This is a genomic window from Neotamlana laminarinivorans, assembly GCF_020523925.1.
Lineage (GTDB): Bacteria > Bacteroidota > Bacteroidia > Flavobacteriales > Flavobacteriaceae > Neotamlana > Neotamlana laminarinivorans.
Map to the genome: position 1 here is coordinate 519,117 of NZ_JAJAPW010000002.1, position 17,646 is coordinate 536,762.

Annotated in this window: 17 protein-coding genes; 12 read left to right on the forward strand and 5 right to left on the reverse strand. The window is 30.4% G+C overall.

What is annotated here, in order from left to right:
• Positions 1-10: 10 nt before the first annotated feature.
• Both hemC and hemA read right to left on the reverse strand, forming a co-directional pair.
• Positions 11-1,588 (reverse strand): hydroxymethylbilane synthase, encoded by a 1,578-nt coding sequence (gene hemC, locus LG649_RS06085; RefSeq protein ID WP_226542255.1) that lies wholly within the window; start codon positions 1,586-1,588, stop codon positions 11-13.
• Positions 1,581-2,843 carry a glutamyl-tRNA reductase gene (gene hemA / locus LG649_RS06090; RefSeq protein WP_226542257.1) on the reverse strand — a complete coding sequence of 421 codons (1,263 nt, stop codon included), beginning with the start codon at positions 2,841-2,843 and terminating at the stop codon, positions 1,581-1,583. The genes hemC and hemA overlap by 8 nt, the downstream gene beginning before the upstream one ends.
• A 189-nt stretch (positions 2,844-3,032) precedes the next feature.
• On the opposite strand from hemA, the gene LG649_RS06095 reads away from it, so the two are divergent.
• The 12 genes from LG649_RS06095 (at position 3,033) to LG649_RS06150 (ending at position 14,262) form a co-directional block, all read left to right on the forward strand.
• Positions 3,033-3,932: a helix-turn-helix transcriptional regulator gene (locus tag LG649_RS06095; protein WP_226542259.1), complete on the forward strand. Its 900-nt coding sequence runs from the start codon at positions 3,033-3,035 to the stop codon at positions 3,930-3,932.
• 7 nt (positions 3,933-3,939) lie between these two features.
• Complete coding sequence (locus tag LG649_RS06100; RefSeq protein WP_226542261.1) at positions 3,940-4,101, forward strand: hypothetical protein; 162 nt, start codon at positions 3,940-3,942, stop codon at positions 4,099-4,101.
• Positions 4,102-4,104: 3 nt separating this feature from the next.
• The gene (locus LG649_RS06105; RefSeq protein WP_226542263.1) at positions 4,105-4,812 is read left to right on the forward strand and encodes a ThuA domain-containing protein; all 708 of its coding nucleotides are present in this window, start codon (positions 4,105-4,107) and stop codon (positions 4,810-4,812) included.
• 7 nt (positions 4,813-4,819) lie between these two features.
• Positions 4,820-5,323, forward strand: a complete 504-nt coding sequence (locus tag LG649_RS06110) for a hypothetical protein (protein ID WP_226542265.1) — start codon at positions 4,820-4,822, stop codon at positions 5,321-5,323.
• A 260-nt stretch (positions 5,324-5,583) separates the two neighbouring features.
• Positions 5,584-6,330, forward strand: coding sequence for a hypothetical protein (locus LG649_RS06115; protein WP_226542267.1), 747 nt, complete (start codon positions 5,584-5,586; stop codon positions 6,328-6,330).
• A 206-nt stretch (positions 6,331-6,536) separates the two neighbouring features.
• Positions 6,537-7,556: a ferrochelatase gene (gene hemH, locus LG649_RS06120; protein WP_226542268.1), complete on the forward strand. Its 1,020-nt coding sequence runs from the start codon at positions 6,537-6,539 to the stop codon at positions 7,554-7,556.
• Between the two features lie 15 nt (positions 7,557-7,571).
• Entirely contained in the window at positions 7,572-8,924 is a 1,353-nt protein-coding gene (locus tag LG649_RS06125) for an MATE family efflux transporter (protein WP_226542270.1), read from the forward strand.
• A 2-nt stretch (positions 8,925-8,926) separates the two neighbouring features.
• The gene (locus tag LG649_RS06130; protein WP_226542272.1) at positions 8,927-9,475 is read left to right on the forward strand and encodes a CopD family protein; all 549 of its coding nucleotides are present in this window, start codon (positions 8,927-8,929) and stop codon (positions 9,473-9,475) included.
• Between the two features lie 232 nt (positions 9,476-9,707).
• Positions 9,708-11,165, forward strand: a complete 1,458-nt coding sequence (locus LG649_RS06135) for a sensor histidine kinase (protein ID WP_226542274.1) — start codon at positions 9,708-9,710, stop codon at positions 11,163-11,165.
• A gap of 3 nt (positions 11,166-11,168) precedes the next feature.
• Positions 11,169-11,951: an enoyl-CoA hydratase/isomerase family protein gene (locus tag LG649_RS06140; protein ID WP_226542276.1), complete on the forward strand. Its 783-nt coding sequence runs from the start codon at positions 11,169-11,171 to the stop codon at positions 11,949-11,951.
• Positions 11,952-12,258: 307 nt separating this feature from the next.
• Positions 12,259-13,059 carry a polysaccharide lyase family 7 protein gene (locus tag LG649_RS06145; protein WP_226542278.1) on the forward strand — a complete coding sequence of 267 codons (801 nt, stop codon included), beginning with the start codon at positions 12,259-12,261 and terminating at the stop codon, positions 13,057-13,059.
• Positions 13,060-13,188: 129 nt separating this feature from the next.
• Positions 13,189-14,262 carry a PA0069 family radical SAM protein gene (locus LG649_RS06150; RefSeq protein ID WP_226542280.1) on the forward strand — a complete coding sequence of 358 codons (1,074 nt, stop codon included), beginning with the start codon at positions 13,189-13,191 and terminating at the stop codon, positions 14,260-14,262.
• Between the two features lie 54 nt (positions 14,263-14,316).
• On the opposite strand, the gene LG649_RS06155 is transcribed toward LG649_RS06150, so the two are convergent.
• The 3 genes from LG649_RS06155 to LG649_RS06165 form a co-directional block, all read right to left on the reverse strand.
• On the reverse strand, positions 14,317-14,907 hold the full coding sequence (locus tag LG649_RS06155) for a hypothetical protein (protein WP_226542282.1): 591 nt from the start codon (positions 14,905-14,907) through the stop codon (positions 14,317-14,319).
• 547 nt (positions 14,908-15,454) lie between these two features.
• On the reverse strand, positions 15,455-16,045 hold the full coding sequence (locus LG649_RS06160) for a hypothetical protein (protein ID WP_226542284.1): 591 nt from the start codon (positions 16,043-16,045) through the stop codon (positions 15,455-15,457).
• Between the two features lie 478 nt (positions 16,046-16,523).
• Positions 16,524-17,123, reverse strand: coding sequence for a hypothetical protein (locus LG649_RS06165; protein WP_226542285.1), 600 nt, complete (start codon positions 17,121-17,123; stop codon positions 16,524-16,526).
• Positions 17,124-17,646: the final 523 nt, after the last annotated feature.

A 17,646-nucleotide genomic window follows, 5' to 3' on the forward strand; every position in this document is an offset into this window, starting at 1 on the left:
TAGCTAAGAGCTACAACACAAAGTGGTTGTTCACCAACTCAATAACACTTTCTACGGTTGGTACTTTGGCTATTTTTACTTCTTTAAAATGTTTTCGAGCTTCTTTGGCAGTAGTTTCACCTATACAAAATGCTGTAATATCGTTGTCGTTTTTTTGCTTGTAACTTTGTACGGTACTTGGACTAAAAAATAGAACACTGTTTACAGATTTTGGAAGCTCTACAGCATCGAATTTGGTTTGGTAAGCTTCAACTTCGTTTACTTTAATATTATTGTTTTCTAAAATATTTGGTAAATCGTCTAGCCTTAAATTACTACAAAAGTAGGTGACTTCGGTACCTTCAATATATTCAACTAAATGTTCGGCTAAAGCCTTTGCGTTTTTTTCGGAGTGCTTTACTTTGCCTATTTTGTTTTCAATTAAACGTTTTGTACGACGGCCAACACAGTAAATATTTTTAAATTGTAACTCGGGTGCCGAAAAGTTGGTTAGCAAAGCATCAACAGCGTTTTTACTTGTAATAATAACGTTTTCAATTTCGTTTTTTATTATATGTTTTAAAATGCGGTTGGGGTTAGTTTTTATAAAATCTGAACTTTCTGCTTTTATAGCATCACTAAAAAGTAAACGTTGGTCTTCGGTTAAGGATTTTGTTGAATAAACATTGGTTTGCTTGCCTTCGTTTTTAATATCGTCCATTAAACGTTTACCACCACGTTCTATAATATAATTTGAAGCGTAGGTTGCAATATCGTGGTGTTTACCTAGTTTTTCAACGCGTGTTACTTCTATTTTTTTGCTTCCGTCTTTACTTAAAAGAATGCCTTTAAACGAAACTTCTTCATCTTTAATTTTAGCTAAAGCGCCTATTGGTGCAGTACAACCGCCTTCAAGTTTGTTTAAAAATTCACGTTCTATGGTTGTGCAAATTTCGGTTTCTTCGTGGTTAAGGTGTTCGCAAGCTTCAACTGCAAAGTCGTTTTCGGCCAGAGCAGCAATCATTATGGCGCCTTGTGCAGGAGCAGGAATCATCCAATCTAAATTTATGGACTCGGTTGGTCTTATTCCAATTCTACCAATACCTGCAGCGGCAAAAATAGCGCCATTCCAATCGTTGTTTTGTAGTTTTTCGAGTCTTGAGTTTACGTTTCCTCGTAAATCTACAACGCTGTGTGTTGGGTAACGGTTTAGCCATTGTGCGCGCCTACGTAAACTTCCAGTAGCGATAGTTGCATTTTTAGCTCCTAAAAACTCTTCGTTGTCTTTAAAAACTAAAGTATCGTTAACATTGCCACGTTTTAAAACAGCGACTTGTTTTACGCCTTTTGGTAAAATTGTTGGCACATCTTTTAACGAATGCACAGCAATATCTATATCTTTATTTAATAAAGCAATATCTAGAGTTTTGGTGAAAATACCAGTAATTCCAAGCTCGTAAAGCGGCTTGTCGAGTACAATGTCGCCTGTAGATTTTACAGGAACTAGCTCGCTTTCATACCCTAAATGTTCGAGTTGTTGTTGTACGGTTTTGGCCTGCCATAACGCTAATTCGCTATCGCGGGTACCTATTTTTATAATTTTAGACATTTTTTGTAGAAGGCTCTAATTGAAACACTTTTTTAATTAGTTCTAAACTATCGTCGGTAGAAATATTATCATCTTTTAAATGATGCGCAAAGTGATTTGTTATTTTTTGTATAATGTTATTACTAATTAATTCCGCTTGGGCTTCGTTAAAATCTGATAGTTTTTTACGTTGCACATCGAGTTCGGCAACGGCAAAATCGTTTAACTTGTGTTTTAAAGCTTTTATTGTTGGTGCAAATTTTCGGGTTTCTAACCAGGAGTTAAAATCTGCTTTAACATCTTCAATAATAGTTTCGGCTAAAGGAATATGTTTTTTTCTTGCTTCTAAAGTTTGATTGGTAATTTTCGATAAATGATCTAAATGAATTAACGTCACATTATCCAGTTCTTTTACGTTTTCATCTACATTTTTAGGTATAGATAAATCGAGAATTAATAATGGTTTTTTACTCTGAATTAAATATTTATCGATAGTTGGGCGTTGTGCACCAGTAGCGACAATTAAAATGTCCGATTTACTTAATTCTTCTTGTAAATTGGCATAATCTTTAACCACTAAATTAAATTTACCAGCAATTGCTTCGGCTTTAGTTTTGGTACGGTTAATTAATGTAATATGCTCGTTTTTTGTATGTTTTACAAGATTTTCACAGGTGTTTCTTCCTATTTTTCCGGTTCCAAAAAGTAAAATGTTTTTGCTGGGAATATCTTTAACAGTATTAAAGATATATTGAACCGAAGCAAATGAAACCGATGTTGCGCCAGATGAAATTCCTGTTTCTGTTTTAATACGTTTACTTGCTTGAATTATAGCATTAACTAAGCGCTCTGAAAACGGGTTAAGTAAGTCGTGCTTTCTGGATAATCGTGCTGAAATTTTTAATTGACTAATAATTTCGAAATCTCCTAGAATTTGGCTGTCTAAACCAGACCCTACACGAAACATATGCGAAATGGCTTCTTGGTTTTTGTAAATGTATGCCACTTCTCTAAACTCTTCAACTGTGCCGCGAGTATTATCGCAAAGTAATTCAATAAGTTGGTAAGGGTGTTGTGCAAAACCATAAATTTCGGTACGGTTACAGGTAGAAATAACAATAAGGCTATCAACAGCATTGGCTTTAGCTTGGTTTAATAATTTTAGTTTAGCCTCATCGTCTAAGCTAAAATGTCCTCTTACTTCGGCATCTGCTTTTTTGTAACTTAAACCAATAGCATAAAAGGAACTACTTTTCGAAATGTTATACTGCTGCATACTCAAACCTAAATTCTGGAAGCAAAAATATAGTCTTGCATTAATAAAAAATAACGCTTAAAGAACTTTTAATATCGTTAAGGGTTTTTTAAGGTGAATTTACCCGAAAGTGTGATAAATATCATATTTTTGTAGTAAACACAACGGTTTTTTAAAAATCTATTTAGAACAAATCTAAATAAAACAGACATGAATAACGCTCAAAATCATAATCAAAATGTCGCTGTAAGTGCATTTGATGAAACAAAAATAGATGATGGTTTTTTTATATTAACTTACAAAAACGATCAAAACCAAACACAAAATGTTGTAAAAGATATAGATAGTGATTTTATTCAATTTCATTTTTGTTTAAAAGGAAGTAGTAAGTTTGTTTTTAACCAAGGACGCTATGCGTTAAATATTTTGGCAGAAAATGCATTGCTACTTTATAACCCGCAGCGAGATTTACCAATTAATTTAGAGGCTGACCCTAATTCTTGGATTGTTTCTGTATTAATATCAATAAAAAAATTTCACAGTTTATTTTCTCAAGAGGCTGGATACATTACTTTTTTAAGTGAAGAAAATAAAGATAAAAAGTATTATAAAGATGGAGTAATTTCACCATCAATGGCAATTGTTTTGAATCAGTTAATCAATTACAATTTAAACCAAAGCGTAAAAAATTTGTACTTTAAAGCTAAAGCATACGAATTATTAAGTCTGTATTTTAACAGAAGTGAAGATGCAGATGTTGAGCAATGTCCTTTTTTAGTTGATGAAACTAATGTTATTAAAATTAGAAAAGCAAAAGATATTATTATTTCAAGAATGGCAGAACCACCAAGTTTACAGGAGCTTGCAGACGAAATTGGTTTAACCCTAAAAAAGTTAAAAGAAGGCTTTAAGCAAATTTATGGCGATTCAGTTTTTAGTTTCTTATTCGACTACAAAATGGAAGTAGCTAGAAAATTATTGGAAGCCGGAAATGATAATGTAAACGAAGTTGGCCTAAAAGTTGGTTATAGTACTTCAAGCCACTTTATAGCGGCATTTAAAAAAAAGTATGGCACTACGCCTAAAAAATATGTAACATCTTTAAATTGATTTAGTTATGAAGTTTTTAACCCCAGAAATTGAAGCCTTAGCCAACGAAACTAGTAAGAAATCTTTAGTAAAGCCAGGTGTGTCTTGTGGAATTTTTCAAGATATTGGAAGTAAAAAAGAACGCCCAAAATATTACTACGAGAAAAAAATAGAGCAACAAAATAAGTAAAACATGAAACAATTATTATCGGTAATACTACTTGGTTTTGTTTTTTTATCACATGCCACAGATAAAGTTTTAGTATTTAGCAAAACCGACGGTTTTAGGCATAAATCTATTGAAGTAGGAGCCGAAGCTATAAAAAAACTTGGTAACGAAAATAACTTTGAAGTATTTCATACTGAAAATGCTAATTTGTTTACCTATAACAACCTAAAGCAATACAAAGTAGTGGTGTTTTTAAATACAACAAAAAATGTTTTAAATGAAAAGCAAGAAGCAGCCTTTAAAAAATATATTAACAAAGGAGGAAGCTTTTTGGGCGTGCATGCTGCTACAGATACTGAGTATAATTGGCCGTGGTACAATAAATTAGTTGGAGCTTATTTTTTAAGTCACCCAAATCAATGCGAAGCTACAATGCATATTCAAGATAATAAGCATGCTTCAACTAGACACTTAAATAAAACATGGATAAAGCACGACGAGTGGTATAATTTTAAAAATATAAGTGAAAAAATAAATGTTGTTTTAACAGTTGATGAAGCTACATACAAAGGCGGAGAGAACGGTAAGTTTCATCCAGTAGCTTGGTACCAAGAATTTGATGGTGGTCGTATGTTTTATACTGCATTAGGCCATACAAAGGAATCGTACACAAATCCAGATTTTCTTAAGCATTTACTGGGTGGTTTTTTTTATTGTTTAAACCGAAAATAGTATAACATTGAAAGGATTATTTTCATTAAAATTAATTATTTTTTTTAGTTTAAGCATTCTTCAGGCACAAGACATTCACGTTTTAGCATATTCAGATTACGATGTAACCGTATTTGAAACAGAGGCTTATCAAGAATATTTAAATAAGGTTAATAAACAATCAATAAGTTTTCAAAATAAACTAAAAGAGTCTAAACTTAAAGCAGTATACAAAACAGGTAGCGGATTTAGTCAAAGCTTTTTTAACCTTGTTAAATCAGAAAAAAAAGAAAATATCAATAAAGTAGAAAATGAAATTCATTTTAAACTAGATTATATTATAAATGAAACTGGAGAAAAAGTTCTTGCCTGTGCTGTGTATTTTCCAAAAGAACAAGTGTTTTTAAGTGCATCAGAAATTCAAGCAGTTTTAGAAGAAGCTATGACACATAAATTTAACTATATTAATAAGCCAAAAGCAATAAGTAAATTTTATTTTAAAGTTATTTGCACCTACAATAATTTGTTGTAATTTTAATTATTAATAATGAGTTATTTATCTTTTTTGTAAAAAAACATATTTATACGACGTACGGTATTTTTAACAAGACGAACAACGTTTCTAGATAAAAATTACGCACTTTAACGATAAAATATGATTTTTATCGATATTTTTGTTTTTTATTAACAAATAAAGCGTAACTATATCCTGTATTTATAAAATACGCCCCAAACCTAATCTAGTTTTTAACTTAACCAATAGACTATCAGTCTAGTCAATTTTTTTTACTTATGAAAAAAACAATCCTTTTATCAGTTTTCACCTTCACTTTAATAACCTCATGCAAAACCGGCGTGGAAAATAGAGATGTTGAATTATGCAACTTATTTGAAATAGGAAATTTTAGTTTTTATAGTCCAAGTGTATACGAACATCCAATATTATTTAGTAAAGGCACTCACGATTTATTACATGACGAGTATGTTCCTGCATGGTATTCAGGTTACTGTGCCTTAAATAAGCCATCGCATTTCAAGTCTAAAGAAGACTTTATGAAATATATTCACTCATCAAATATAGAATTACATGGTAAAGAATATTATGAAAAAATGTACGATCACTATAAAGACAACCCTGTTGGTGTAGAAGGCTATAATCATAAAGATTTTCATTTATTGTTTAGAGGGACAGTAAGTGTTAAAAATTCACGGTCAGGAAATGAATACTTGTTGGTTGCCGGTAAAAATTATATAGAAAAAGAGGAAGATATTGATAAAAACACTGATTTCTACGAAAGAAACGTAGAAAATATGTTAGCTTTTGCATTAGAAGATGGTGTATATAAAGCAGTAGATTTACAGTTGGTTAATGGAACATTTACTAAAGCGCAGGACGAAAAGGTGTTTGCTATTTTAAATGTTGATAATTTAATAAACTCAACTTGTTTCCAGAATATCAACACATTAAAAAAACCAAACTTCAATAATTCAGATTTACCAAAATGGGTGTATAACAAATCTGCTTTAGATGAAGAATAAATAATTATACAAAATAAACGGGGTGTTAATTAAAAGCTTTACTATTTGGTAAAGCTTTTTTATTTAAATAAAGTTAGCTAATAAAAAATACCTTTATTTAAAGTGTTTATAATAAATATAAATAATCATAATATAAGTAAAGAGTGGCTATATCAATCTTTACTTTAATTAATCTATGTGTATTTTTGTAAAAAGAGTTATTGAAAATGAAAAAAGGAATTTTACTTGTTAATTTAGGCTCACCAGATAGCCCAACACCTAAAGATGTAAAAAAATATTTAGGTGAGTTTTTAATGGATGAGCGAGTTATAGATATTCCTACTATTGCCAGAGCAGCATTAGTAAAAGGAATTATTTTAAAAACGCGACCAAAGCAATCGGCTGCGGCTTACAAAAAAATATGGTGGGACGAAGGTTCTCCACTAATTGTAATATCCGAACGCGTACAAAATAAGGTTCAAAACCAGGTAGAATTTCCAGTAGCTTTGGCTATGCGTTATGGTAGCATGACCATTAAAAAAGGGTTGCAAGAATTAGTAGATAAAGGTGTAAGCGAAGTTCTTTTATTTCCGTTATATCCGCAATTTGCTATGGCAACTACCGAAACTATTACGGTTTTAGCTGAAGATATTAGAAAGGAGTTTTTTCCTAATTTAAAAATTGAATCGTTTCCTGCATTTTATAACAGAGAAGATTATATAGAAGTATTAGCTAATTCTATGAAAAAGCATTTAGAAGGGAAAAAATTTGATCATCTTTTGTTTTCTTATCATGGAGTTCCGGAACGACACATCCGAAAAAGTGATATAACCAAATCGCATTGTAAAATAGATGGTAGTTGTTGTAAAACTGCAAGTAAAGCACACGAGTTCTGTTACAGGCATCAATGTTTTGAAGTAACACGATTGGTGGGCGAAAAGTTAGGACTAGCGGAGGGTACGTTTTCAACATCGTTTCAATCCAGATTAGGTTTCGATCCTTGGTTACAACCTTATACAGATAGAACCATAGAGCGTTTTGGTAAAGAAGGACTAAAAAATATGGCAATAGCAACTCCAGCATTTGTTAGTGATTGTCTTGAAACTCTTGAAGAAATAGCCATGGAAGGCGAAGAAATATTTCATGAAATGGGCGGGGAAAATTTTACCACCATTCCGTGTTTAAATGACGATCAAGAATGGGTAGATTTACTCGCAAAATGGATAAATAATTGGGCAAAGGCCTAACCCGAAAAAACATAAATGCCAAAAATACAATCTGAAGATTTAGCAACATTACCAATAAATAAACTTTTAGTAAGGCAAGCAGTTCCCGCCTCAATAGGCATATTGGTAATGTCGCTAAATATTCTAGTAGATACTATTTTTGTAGGACATTGGATAGGTTCTATAGCCATAGCAGCTATAAACGTAGTATTACCAGTATCTTTTTTTATTGCGGCTTTAGGTATGAGTATTGGCATTGGCGGCTCATCTATAATATCAAGAGCTTTAGGAGCCAACAATAAAGAAAAAGCACTATTAACCTTTGGTAATCAAATAACACTAACCTTAATTTTAACAATAACCTTAGTAACCTTAGGTTTAGTTTTTATTGACAATATTATTCCGGCATTTGGAGGTAAAGGTGATATTTTTGCTCCAGCTAAAGTTTATTACAGAATAGTACTTTATGGAGTGCCCATATTGGCTTTAAGCATGATGGGTAACAACGTAAGTCGTGCAGAAGGGAAACCTAAGTTTGCTATGTATGCCATGATGTTGCCATCGGTAAGTAATTTAGTTCTAGATTATGTTTTTATAAATTTATTAGGTTGGGGAATGCAAGGCGCGGCATGGGCAACAACATTGTCCTATGGTTTTTCATTTTCATTTTTATTATGGTTTTTCTTGTCTAAGCACTCCGAGTTAAAAATAAATTTCACGCATTTTACTTTAAATTTTGGTATAGTAAAAGAAATTGCCTCTCTAGGTTTTGTAACTTTATCAAGGCAAGCTGTAGTGAGTATAACCTACTTGCTTATGAATAATATTTTGTTTAACCTTGGTGGTACAAACTCTGTAACGGCTTATGCTATTGTTGGGCGTATGCTTATGTTTGCAATGTTTCCTGTTTTGGGGGTAACTCAAGGTTTTTTGCCTATAGCAGGGTTTAATTATGGGGCGAAAAATTATATACGAGTAAAGCATAGTATAAACATAGCAATAAAATATGCATCTGTTTTAGCAACCATAATTTTTATAGTATTAATGGCTTTCCCTGAATATATAACCAAGATGTTTACAACAGATATAGAGGTTATTAAACAAACACCAAATGCTATGCGATGGGTGTTTGCGGCAACACCAATAATAGCAGTTCAACTAATAGGTGCGGCTTATTTTCAAGCTATAGGTAAAGCAAAACCAGCACTTTTATTAACGCTAACACGGCAAGGTTTTTTCTTTATTCCTTTAATTTTTATCTTGCCAAAGTTTTACGGCGAGTTTGGTGTTTGGGTATCGTTTCCAATAGCAGATGTGCTTTCAACATTAGTAACGGCATATTTTTTAAACCAAGAAATTCGAAGAGATTTAATAGCCAAAACAGAATGATTATGGAATATTATAACTACATAAAATCATTTCACTTAATTTTTGTAATTACATGGTTTGCAGGTTTGTTTTACATTCCGCGTTTATTCGTTTATCAAATAGAAGCCAACCAAAAACCTTCGCCAGATAAAGAAATTTTAGGTAAGCAACTAAAAATTATGGCAAAACGGCTTTGGTTTATAATTACATGGCCATCTGCAGTTTTAGCAACACTATTTGCAGTTTGGTTGCTTATTATAATGCCACATTGGTTGCAACAACCCTGGATGCATGTAAAACTAGCATTTGTAATACTGCTATACATATATCATATTAAAACACATCAATATTATAAACAACTGCAAAATAATACCTGTACAAAAACCTCAAGTTTCATGAGAATCTGGAATGAAGGAGCCACCTTTATACTGTTTGCCGTGGTGTTTTTAGTAATTTTAAAAAGTGCTTTAAATTGGGTATGGGGCGTTGTAGGTATTTTAGTTTTGGGCATACTAATTATGTTAGGCTTTAAGTTGTACAAAAAAATCCGTGATAAAAATCCAGAAGCCTAATTATAAATAGTAAAAAAATATTTTATGGCGTTACCACGCTTTAGGCGCGGTCGGGCTTTACATTATATCTTTTTCTCGTACCTCAAAAAAGGATGCCATTTCAATCCCTAACGCGAGCAGCAACACTACAAATTTACAGCAATATATTTATGTTAAACAATCCTGTTTATATAAGCTTTAACTAATTTTGGTGTAATTATTGCTATCTTTAAAAAATATAAAATTGCTTTTTTTGAAACTCAAAAAACTATCCTTAAGAATTCGTATTTTTATAGCCATGATACTGTTGGTGTTATTTGCCTCAGTACTCATTTCGTTGGTGGTTGTTTATCAATATAAAGAGCAAAGTAAAGACTACCATTCAGGACGATTAGATCGTAAAGAGGAGAGCATAAGAACTCACATTACAAATGTATTAAATGGTAGGCAAAACACCTGGGAAGTAAAAACCGAAAATATCCCTTTAATTTTTAAAGAAGAAGTTTACAACATTGCCCATATACATAAACTACAAATTAACCTTTACGATTTAGATGGAACACTTTTAATTTCATCAAAAACAAATTTAAAAGTAAACGTAGAAGATCGTTGTATAGATGCCGAAATTTTAAATGATATTTCACATTCTGCAGACCACAGGTATGTAGATAATAATATGGTTAATGGCGAAACATTTCTATCTTCGTATACCTTCATTAAAGATCAAAAATCAAAACCATTAGCGATATTAAATTTACCATATTTAGAAAATGACGATTTTTTAAACATGGAGCTCAACGAATTTCTAGAGCGACTACGTTACGCTTTTTTACTTATACTACTAATGGCTATTGGTATAGCTTTTTTATTATCTAAATACATCACAAAATCTTTAAAGTCTATAAGTGATAAAATTAATGCTACACGACTAGAAAAACGAAACCAAAAAATTGAAACTAGCGATACAAGCGAAGAAATTTCAACCCTAGTAAGTTCTTATAATAGTATGATAGACGAGCTTGAAGAAAGTGCTATACAGCTCGCAAAAAGTGAGCGAGAACAAGCTTGGAGAGAAATGGCAAAACAAGTGGCGCATGAAATAAAAAACCCATTAACCCCAATGCGATTAACTGTACAAAATTTTCAGCGAAAATTTAATCCTAGAGATCCAGAGATTGATGATAAAGTAAACGAATACAGTAAAACACTTATTCAGCAGATAGATACCATGAGTTCAATTGCTTCAGCATTTTCAAACTTCGCTAAAATGCCAGCACAACAAAACGAAACTCTTAATGTGGTTAAAATTGTAAAGCTTGCGCTCGATATTTTTAACGAAACATATATTGTTTTTTCTGCTCAAGAAGAAGAAATTATAGCAAAAGTAGATCGTACACAACTTATTCGGGTAGTCACTAATTTGGTTAAAAATGCAATTCAAGCTATTCCAGTTGAGGTTGAAGGCAAAATTGAAGTGCGTGTTAGTAAAAGCGATAATAAGGTGTTAATTACAGTAGCCGATAATGGTACAGGAATTTCAGAAGAAAACATAGCTAAAGTATTCGAACCCAAATTTACAACCAAATCTAGCGGTATGGGCTTAGGTTTAGCAATGGTAAAAAATATAGTAGAAAATCATAAAGGAAGCATAACCTTTACAACAAAAAAGAATAAAGGAACTACATTTACAGTAATTTTTCCAAAAGAATAAATAATGAATTATAATAACGTATTATCCAGCTTTAAAAATGGTATTACAACCATTACCATTAATCGTCCAAAAAAATTAAACGCATTAAATAAAGAAACTATTAGCGAATTGCACGAAGCGTTTAAATTAGCTAATGCAGATAAAAACACAAAAGTTATAATTATAACAGGAAGTGGTGAAAAAGCCTTTGTAGCTGGAGCAGATATTAGCGAGTTTGCAAGTTTTTCAGGAAAAGAGGGGGCTGAATTAGCTCAAAAAGGGCAAGATGTATTATTTAGCTTTATAGAAAGTTTAAACACACCAGTAATAGCTGCTGTTAATGGGTTTGCACTTGGTGGAGGTTTAGAGCTTGCCATGGCTTGCCATTTTAGAGTTGCTAGTAATAATGCCAAAATGGGACTTCCAGAAGTAAGTTTAGGTGTAATTCCCGGTTATGGTGGTACCCAACGCTTACCTCAGTTAATAGGTAAAGGGCGCGCTATGGAAATGATTATGACTGCTGGAATGATAGACGCAAATAATGCCCTTAATTACGGGTTAGTAAACCACATTACCACACAAGCAGAGTTACTTAATATGTGCCAAGATATTGCAAATAAAATAATGAAAAACTCTCCTGTAGCCATAGGTAAAGCCATTGAAGCTGTTAATGCTAGTTATAAAACAGGAGTTGATGGTTTTGATATTGAAATTAAATCGTTTGGAGCTTGTTTTGATACAGAAGATTTTAAAGAAGGAACAACAGCATTTTTGGAAAAACGAAAGGCAAATTTTCCTGGAGCATAAAATTATAAAATGTTTTTTCTATTACCTTGATATTAAAAAGATAAAACAGATAATGTTCTATTGCTTAAAAAGTTACAAGCCACCTTTTTAACACATTAATTTAAATCTATTTTATAATTATTGAATTATCGTTGTGTTTTTTGTTTTTATCGATAAAATTTTTAAGAATTACATAAAAATACATCTTTATATTAAGAAATTAAAAAACTTAATAATTCTTTTTTTATCTTGAGTACTCAAATTAAAGACTTCTAACCAAAAGTCTGATTTTAAACATAAACTAAATCTAAAATACATTAAACAAATTATGGAAATTACCACCTCAAATTTTAAGATTAAAACAAGCAAACTAATTTTATTATTAATGCTTATTACTTGTTGGGCACAAGCCCAAACAGAAGCAGGAGATATTAATTGGAAAAAATGGCAGATAGATATTCCTGTAAATGGCAAATCAAAAATAATTGAAGGGAAAGCTATAAAAAAAGCACTTTCTAGTGGGGCCTACAATGATTATTTTAAACAAAACTCAAACAAAACAATCGAATTAATATCTGGGCAAAAGTTGAGAAGCAATACTGGAGATGCTGAATCTCGAGGTTTTTCATCAAGTGAATTGGTAGAAATTTATCATAGTAAATCTAACGATTATAGCTCTTACTGGACTAACAGTGGCACTCATGTTTTATCAGCAAGATTAAAAGCATATAAAGCAGAGGGTTCTCCTGAAACTTATTTAGCAAGAATTTTAAGTGCAGACAAAAGTGGTACATTTGATAAAATGAGGTTAATTTGGGATAATGGAATTTTATCGGTGGAATATATTGATGGTGCTCCTGCTGATAGACGTTATTCAAAAAAACAAATTGGAAAAGTTGACGAAAACATGTTTACATTGACTGTTAAAATGATAAGTGGAGACTTAAGTTTATCAATAAAATGTAAAAAAGCAGGCTTAGATATTAAAAATATGCTAGTAGCTAATTATGTAAACACAGAGTATTCTCATAACTTATTTAGAATAGGAAACTGCTTTAACTATAGCAAAAGTATTGATGACGGCGTTAAAGTTCAATTAAAATATGTGCAACTAATGCATAAAAAATAAAATTCGTTTGAATTTGTAAATTAACCTAGTTTTCATAGCTAGGTTTTTTTATATTAATAAAATATCTTGAGGAAATTTACTCAAGATATTTTGTTTTTAAATTTTACCTGTTTTAAATACTTATTTACTTTGAATAAAAAATCTGTTATAAAAGGTCGAGGCGCACAGCTCAATACCCCTAATCGGTTTTTTGAGTTTAGTCACGAAACGCGCAGCGATTTTTTAGAATATTGCCATAAAGAGGGAGAAAATGCAGACAAAAACAAAACGCTTTATCTTCCTGTTTTTCCTAAAACCATAGTAAATAAAGTTCAAAGTCCAGATATTGGTATGGCTTATTCCATGAATATGTATCAGGGTTGCGAACATGGTTGTATATATTGCTATGCACGAAATACCCATGAATTTTGGGGTTATAGTCCTGGGCTAGATTTTGAACGTCGTATTTTAGTAAAACAAGACGCTCCAAAATTACTGGAGGCGCATTTAAAAAAGAAAGGTTGGCAAGCTAGAACCATTGTTATGTCTGGTAATACAGACTGCTATCAACCAGCTGAAAAGGAATTTGAGATAACAAGAAGGTGTTTACAAGTGTTTTTAAAATATAAACATCCTGTTGGTATAATTACTAAAAATGCCTTAATATTACGAGATTTAGATGTGTTAATAGAGTTAGCAAAAGACAATTTAATTACTGTAAATATTTCTATTACTTCATTGTCTGAAGACACTAGACGTATTTTAGAACCACGAACAACCACCATAAAAAAGCGATTAGAAACTGTTAAAGAGTTAAGTGAAAATGGCATACCTGTAAATGTTATGCTAGCACCAATAATACCCGGAATTAACAGCCATGAAATACTGCCATTGGCAAAAAAAGTTTCTGAGCTAGGAGCTTTATCTGTAACTCATACAATTGTTAGATTAAATGGGGTCATTGGAGAAATTTTTACCGATTGGATAAAAAAAACAATGCCAAATAAAGCTGATAAAGTTTTAAACCAAATAGCAAGTTGCCATGGAGGAAGTTTAAATAATTCTAGTTACATAAACAGAATGCATGGCGATGGTGAAATTGCAAAGCAAATTAACAAATTAATGGTATTAGCTAGACGAAAGTATTTTAAGAATAAACATATGCCTAAACTTAATAATGATCTTTTTAAACCTTACCAAAATGGTCAATTAAAGTTATTTTAAATAAAAAAGGTTGCCTATTTGGCAACCTTTTTAGTGTATGTTTTTAATGTTAGATTAAATATTTTGAGTAAATATTTTACCTTCAGATTTAAATACTAATTTGTAGTGTTGAGAACCTAAACCTTCAAGCTTGTAAGCTTTTTGAATGTTTTTCTTATGGTCAATATTATCTGTATAAACTAGATCTGAATTGCTATCGTAAATTTTAACTTCTAAAGGTGCTTCAGTTAAAGATAATTTAGATACATAAACAATACCATTTTCTAATCTAGCATAAGGCTTGTAAGTAACGCTTTTATCATTGTTATTAAAAACAACTTCTTTGTTAGTTACAGTAAAAGGAATAACATCAATTTCTAAATCTTTTTCAAGTTCAAAAGTGTATTCACCATCCGGTAAAGTTGAAAAATCGAAAGCTTTTTTATAGTTACCGTTTTCAGAAATTACTTCTTTATATAAAACAACACCGTTAGCGTCAATAATAGATAATTCATTTCCTTCTTTAACACTTTGTAAGTTTAAGATGGTTTTTTTAGCATCTTTAGTAAAAGTTATTAAAGTAGATTCATTTGCGAAACTTAACAAGGTAGCAAACATTGTTACCATTAAGAATCCTTTTCTAGCGTTTTTAATTACGTTTTTCATAATATGTTGTTATTAACATTCAACACTTCAAAGATAGGCCACGCTTAACAGCTGTAAAACAATGATATTAATGTATAGTTATGCTATATTAACAAGAAAATCAACTGGTTGTTAATATGCTATAGATTAGGATTAAATGAGTATAAAACCGACGAAATACACGTAAAAAGAAATTTAAATATTGGGTAATTATATATTAAGGTGTATTACATAATATTAAATACATAAACATTGTTTTTGTTTATTGTAACCAAAAATTTGGTATATCAACTTTAGTAGCTGAGTTAATATATCCTTTAATGATTTATTAATGTTTTAAGAGATCTTTATGTTCTTCAATTTTTTTAAGTTCTATTAAGTAGATGATAATTTGTTTAAGCGATTAATTTAATAGTGGTTGATAAATTTACATTGAAGAGGGAGATTTTAAATTAACCAGATTACTTTAAGTATTTATAATTTTATAAAGTTCAGCAATTAAAATTATTTTAAATAAAAAAAGGTTGCCTATTTGGCAACCTTTTTAATGTATGTTTTTAATGTTAGATTAAATATTTTGAGTAAATATTTTACCTTCAGATTTAAATACTAATTTGTAGTGTTGAGAACCTAAACCTTCAAGCTTGTATGCTTTTTGAATGTTTTTCTTATGGTCAATATTATCTGTATAAACTAAATCTGAATTGCTATCGTAAATTTTAACTTCTAAAGGCGCTTCAGTTAAAGATAATTTAGATACATAAACAATACCATTTTCTAATCTAGCATAAGGCTTGTAAGTAACGCTTTTATCATTGTTATTAAAAACAACTTCTTTGTTAGTTACAGTAAAAGGAATAACATCAATTTCTAAATCTTTTTCAAGTTCGAAAGTGTATTCACCATCCGGTAAAGTTGAAAAATCGAAAGCTTTTTTATAGTTACCGTTTTCAGAAATTACTTCTTTATATAAAACAACACCGTTAGCGTCAATAATAGATAATTCATTTCCTTCTTTAACACTTTGTAAGTTTAAGATGGTTTTTTTAGCATCTTTAGTAAAAGTTATTAAAGTAGATTCATTTGCGAAATTTAACAAGGTAGCAAACATTGTTACCATTAAGAATCCTTTTCTAGCGTTTTTAATTACGTTTTTCATAATATGTTGTTATTAACATTCAACACTTCAAAGATAGGCCACGCTTAACAGCTGTAAAACAATGATATTAATGTATAATTATGCTATATTAACAAGAAAATCAACTGGTTGTTAATATGCTATAGATTAGGATTAAATGAGTATAAAACCGATAAAATACACGTAAAAAGAAATTTAAATATTGTGTAATTATAAACAAGATTCATTCACTAATCTGCAAACTAAAAATTTTAAAGTTTAGCTACTTATATTTGAATGAATATATAATTATGTATATAAATTCTAAACTTTTAAGTTAAACTGTTTGCTTAAAATATGACATTTATTAGTTAAATGCATTTTATTATGAGGTTTGTTTTATAAAGAATTTAGTTAATGTGTTAAATTTGTTTAAGTTAATAATTGTGGTAATAAATAATAAAATAAAAAAGGACTGGTATATACCAGTCCTTTTTTATAAAATTAAACTTTTAAGCAATTAAATATGCTGAGTAAATATTTTACCATCTGTTTGAAAAACAAATTTAAATTTACCTTCTCCTAAGCTAGAAATTTTGTAGGCTTTTTGGATGTTTTTAGTGTTCTCTACGTTTTCAGAAAAAACAAGTTCAGTCTCACCATCATTAATAAAGTAAATATCTATTTTTAATGGTTGTTTGTTTAAGGCAAGTTTCGATACAAAAGCGACCCCATTTTCAATGCGGGCATAAGGCTTATATGTAATTTTTTCGCTTGCTTTATTAAAATGAACAGTATTGTTTTTTACAGTAAAAGGCATAATGTCTATTTCTAAATCTTTTTCAAGTTCAAAAACATATTCACCATCCGGAAGAGCAGTTAAATCAAAAGCTTTTTTGTAATTACCAGCTTGTTCTATTACTTCTTTATATAAAACCACACCATTAGTATCAACAATAGTTAGCAGGTTTCCTACCTTCACACTATCTAAAGATAAGATAGTTTTTTTAGCATCTTTAACAGTAGTTAAAGTAGCAGGCTCTGTTGCGAAACTTAACAAGGTAGCAAACATTGTTACCATTAAGATTCCTTTTTTTGTGTTTTTAATTACGTTTTTCATGATTTGGTGTTATTAACGTTCAACACTACAAATTTAGGTAGTTGTTTTAAGGTGTAAATCATTGATATTGATTTATATATGTGCTAAATTATCCATTTTTTTTAGTGCTGGTTAATTTAGAATATTATAAGGTTAATTAACTATAAACATTATTCTTTGTAATTTTTTAAACAAGTACAATGGTGTTTTTTAAATTATTTATTATGTCAGGTCGTTGGATCTTATATGTTGTTGTAACTACTTAAATAAATATCTTTTTTAGATTATAGGAAAGCGACAGAATACAAATACAATATATATTGTTATGAATATGTATTAACTATTTGTGAAAAAAAGTAAATTACATAGGGTTTTTAAATAGAAAGAAAACTAAGGCATAAAAAAAAGTGAGCCACCACAGCTCACTTTTACCAACTAAACTAAATAAGACATTAAACTAATTATTAATGAATTTTGTCACTCTGTAGAGTATATGTTTTATCAAATTAATTTTAAAAAGGTTTAAAAAAATCTACCACCAACT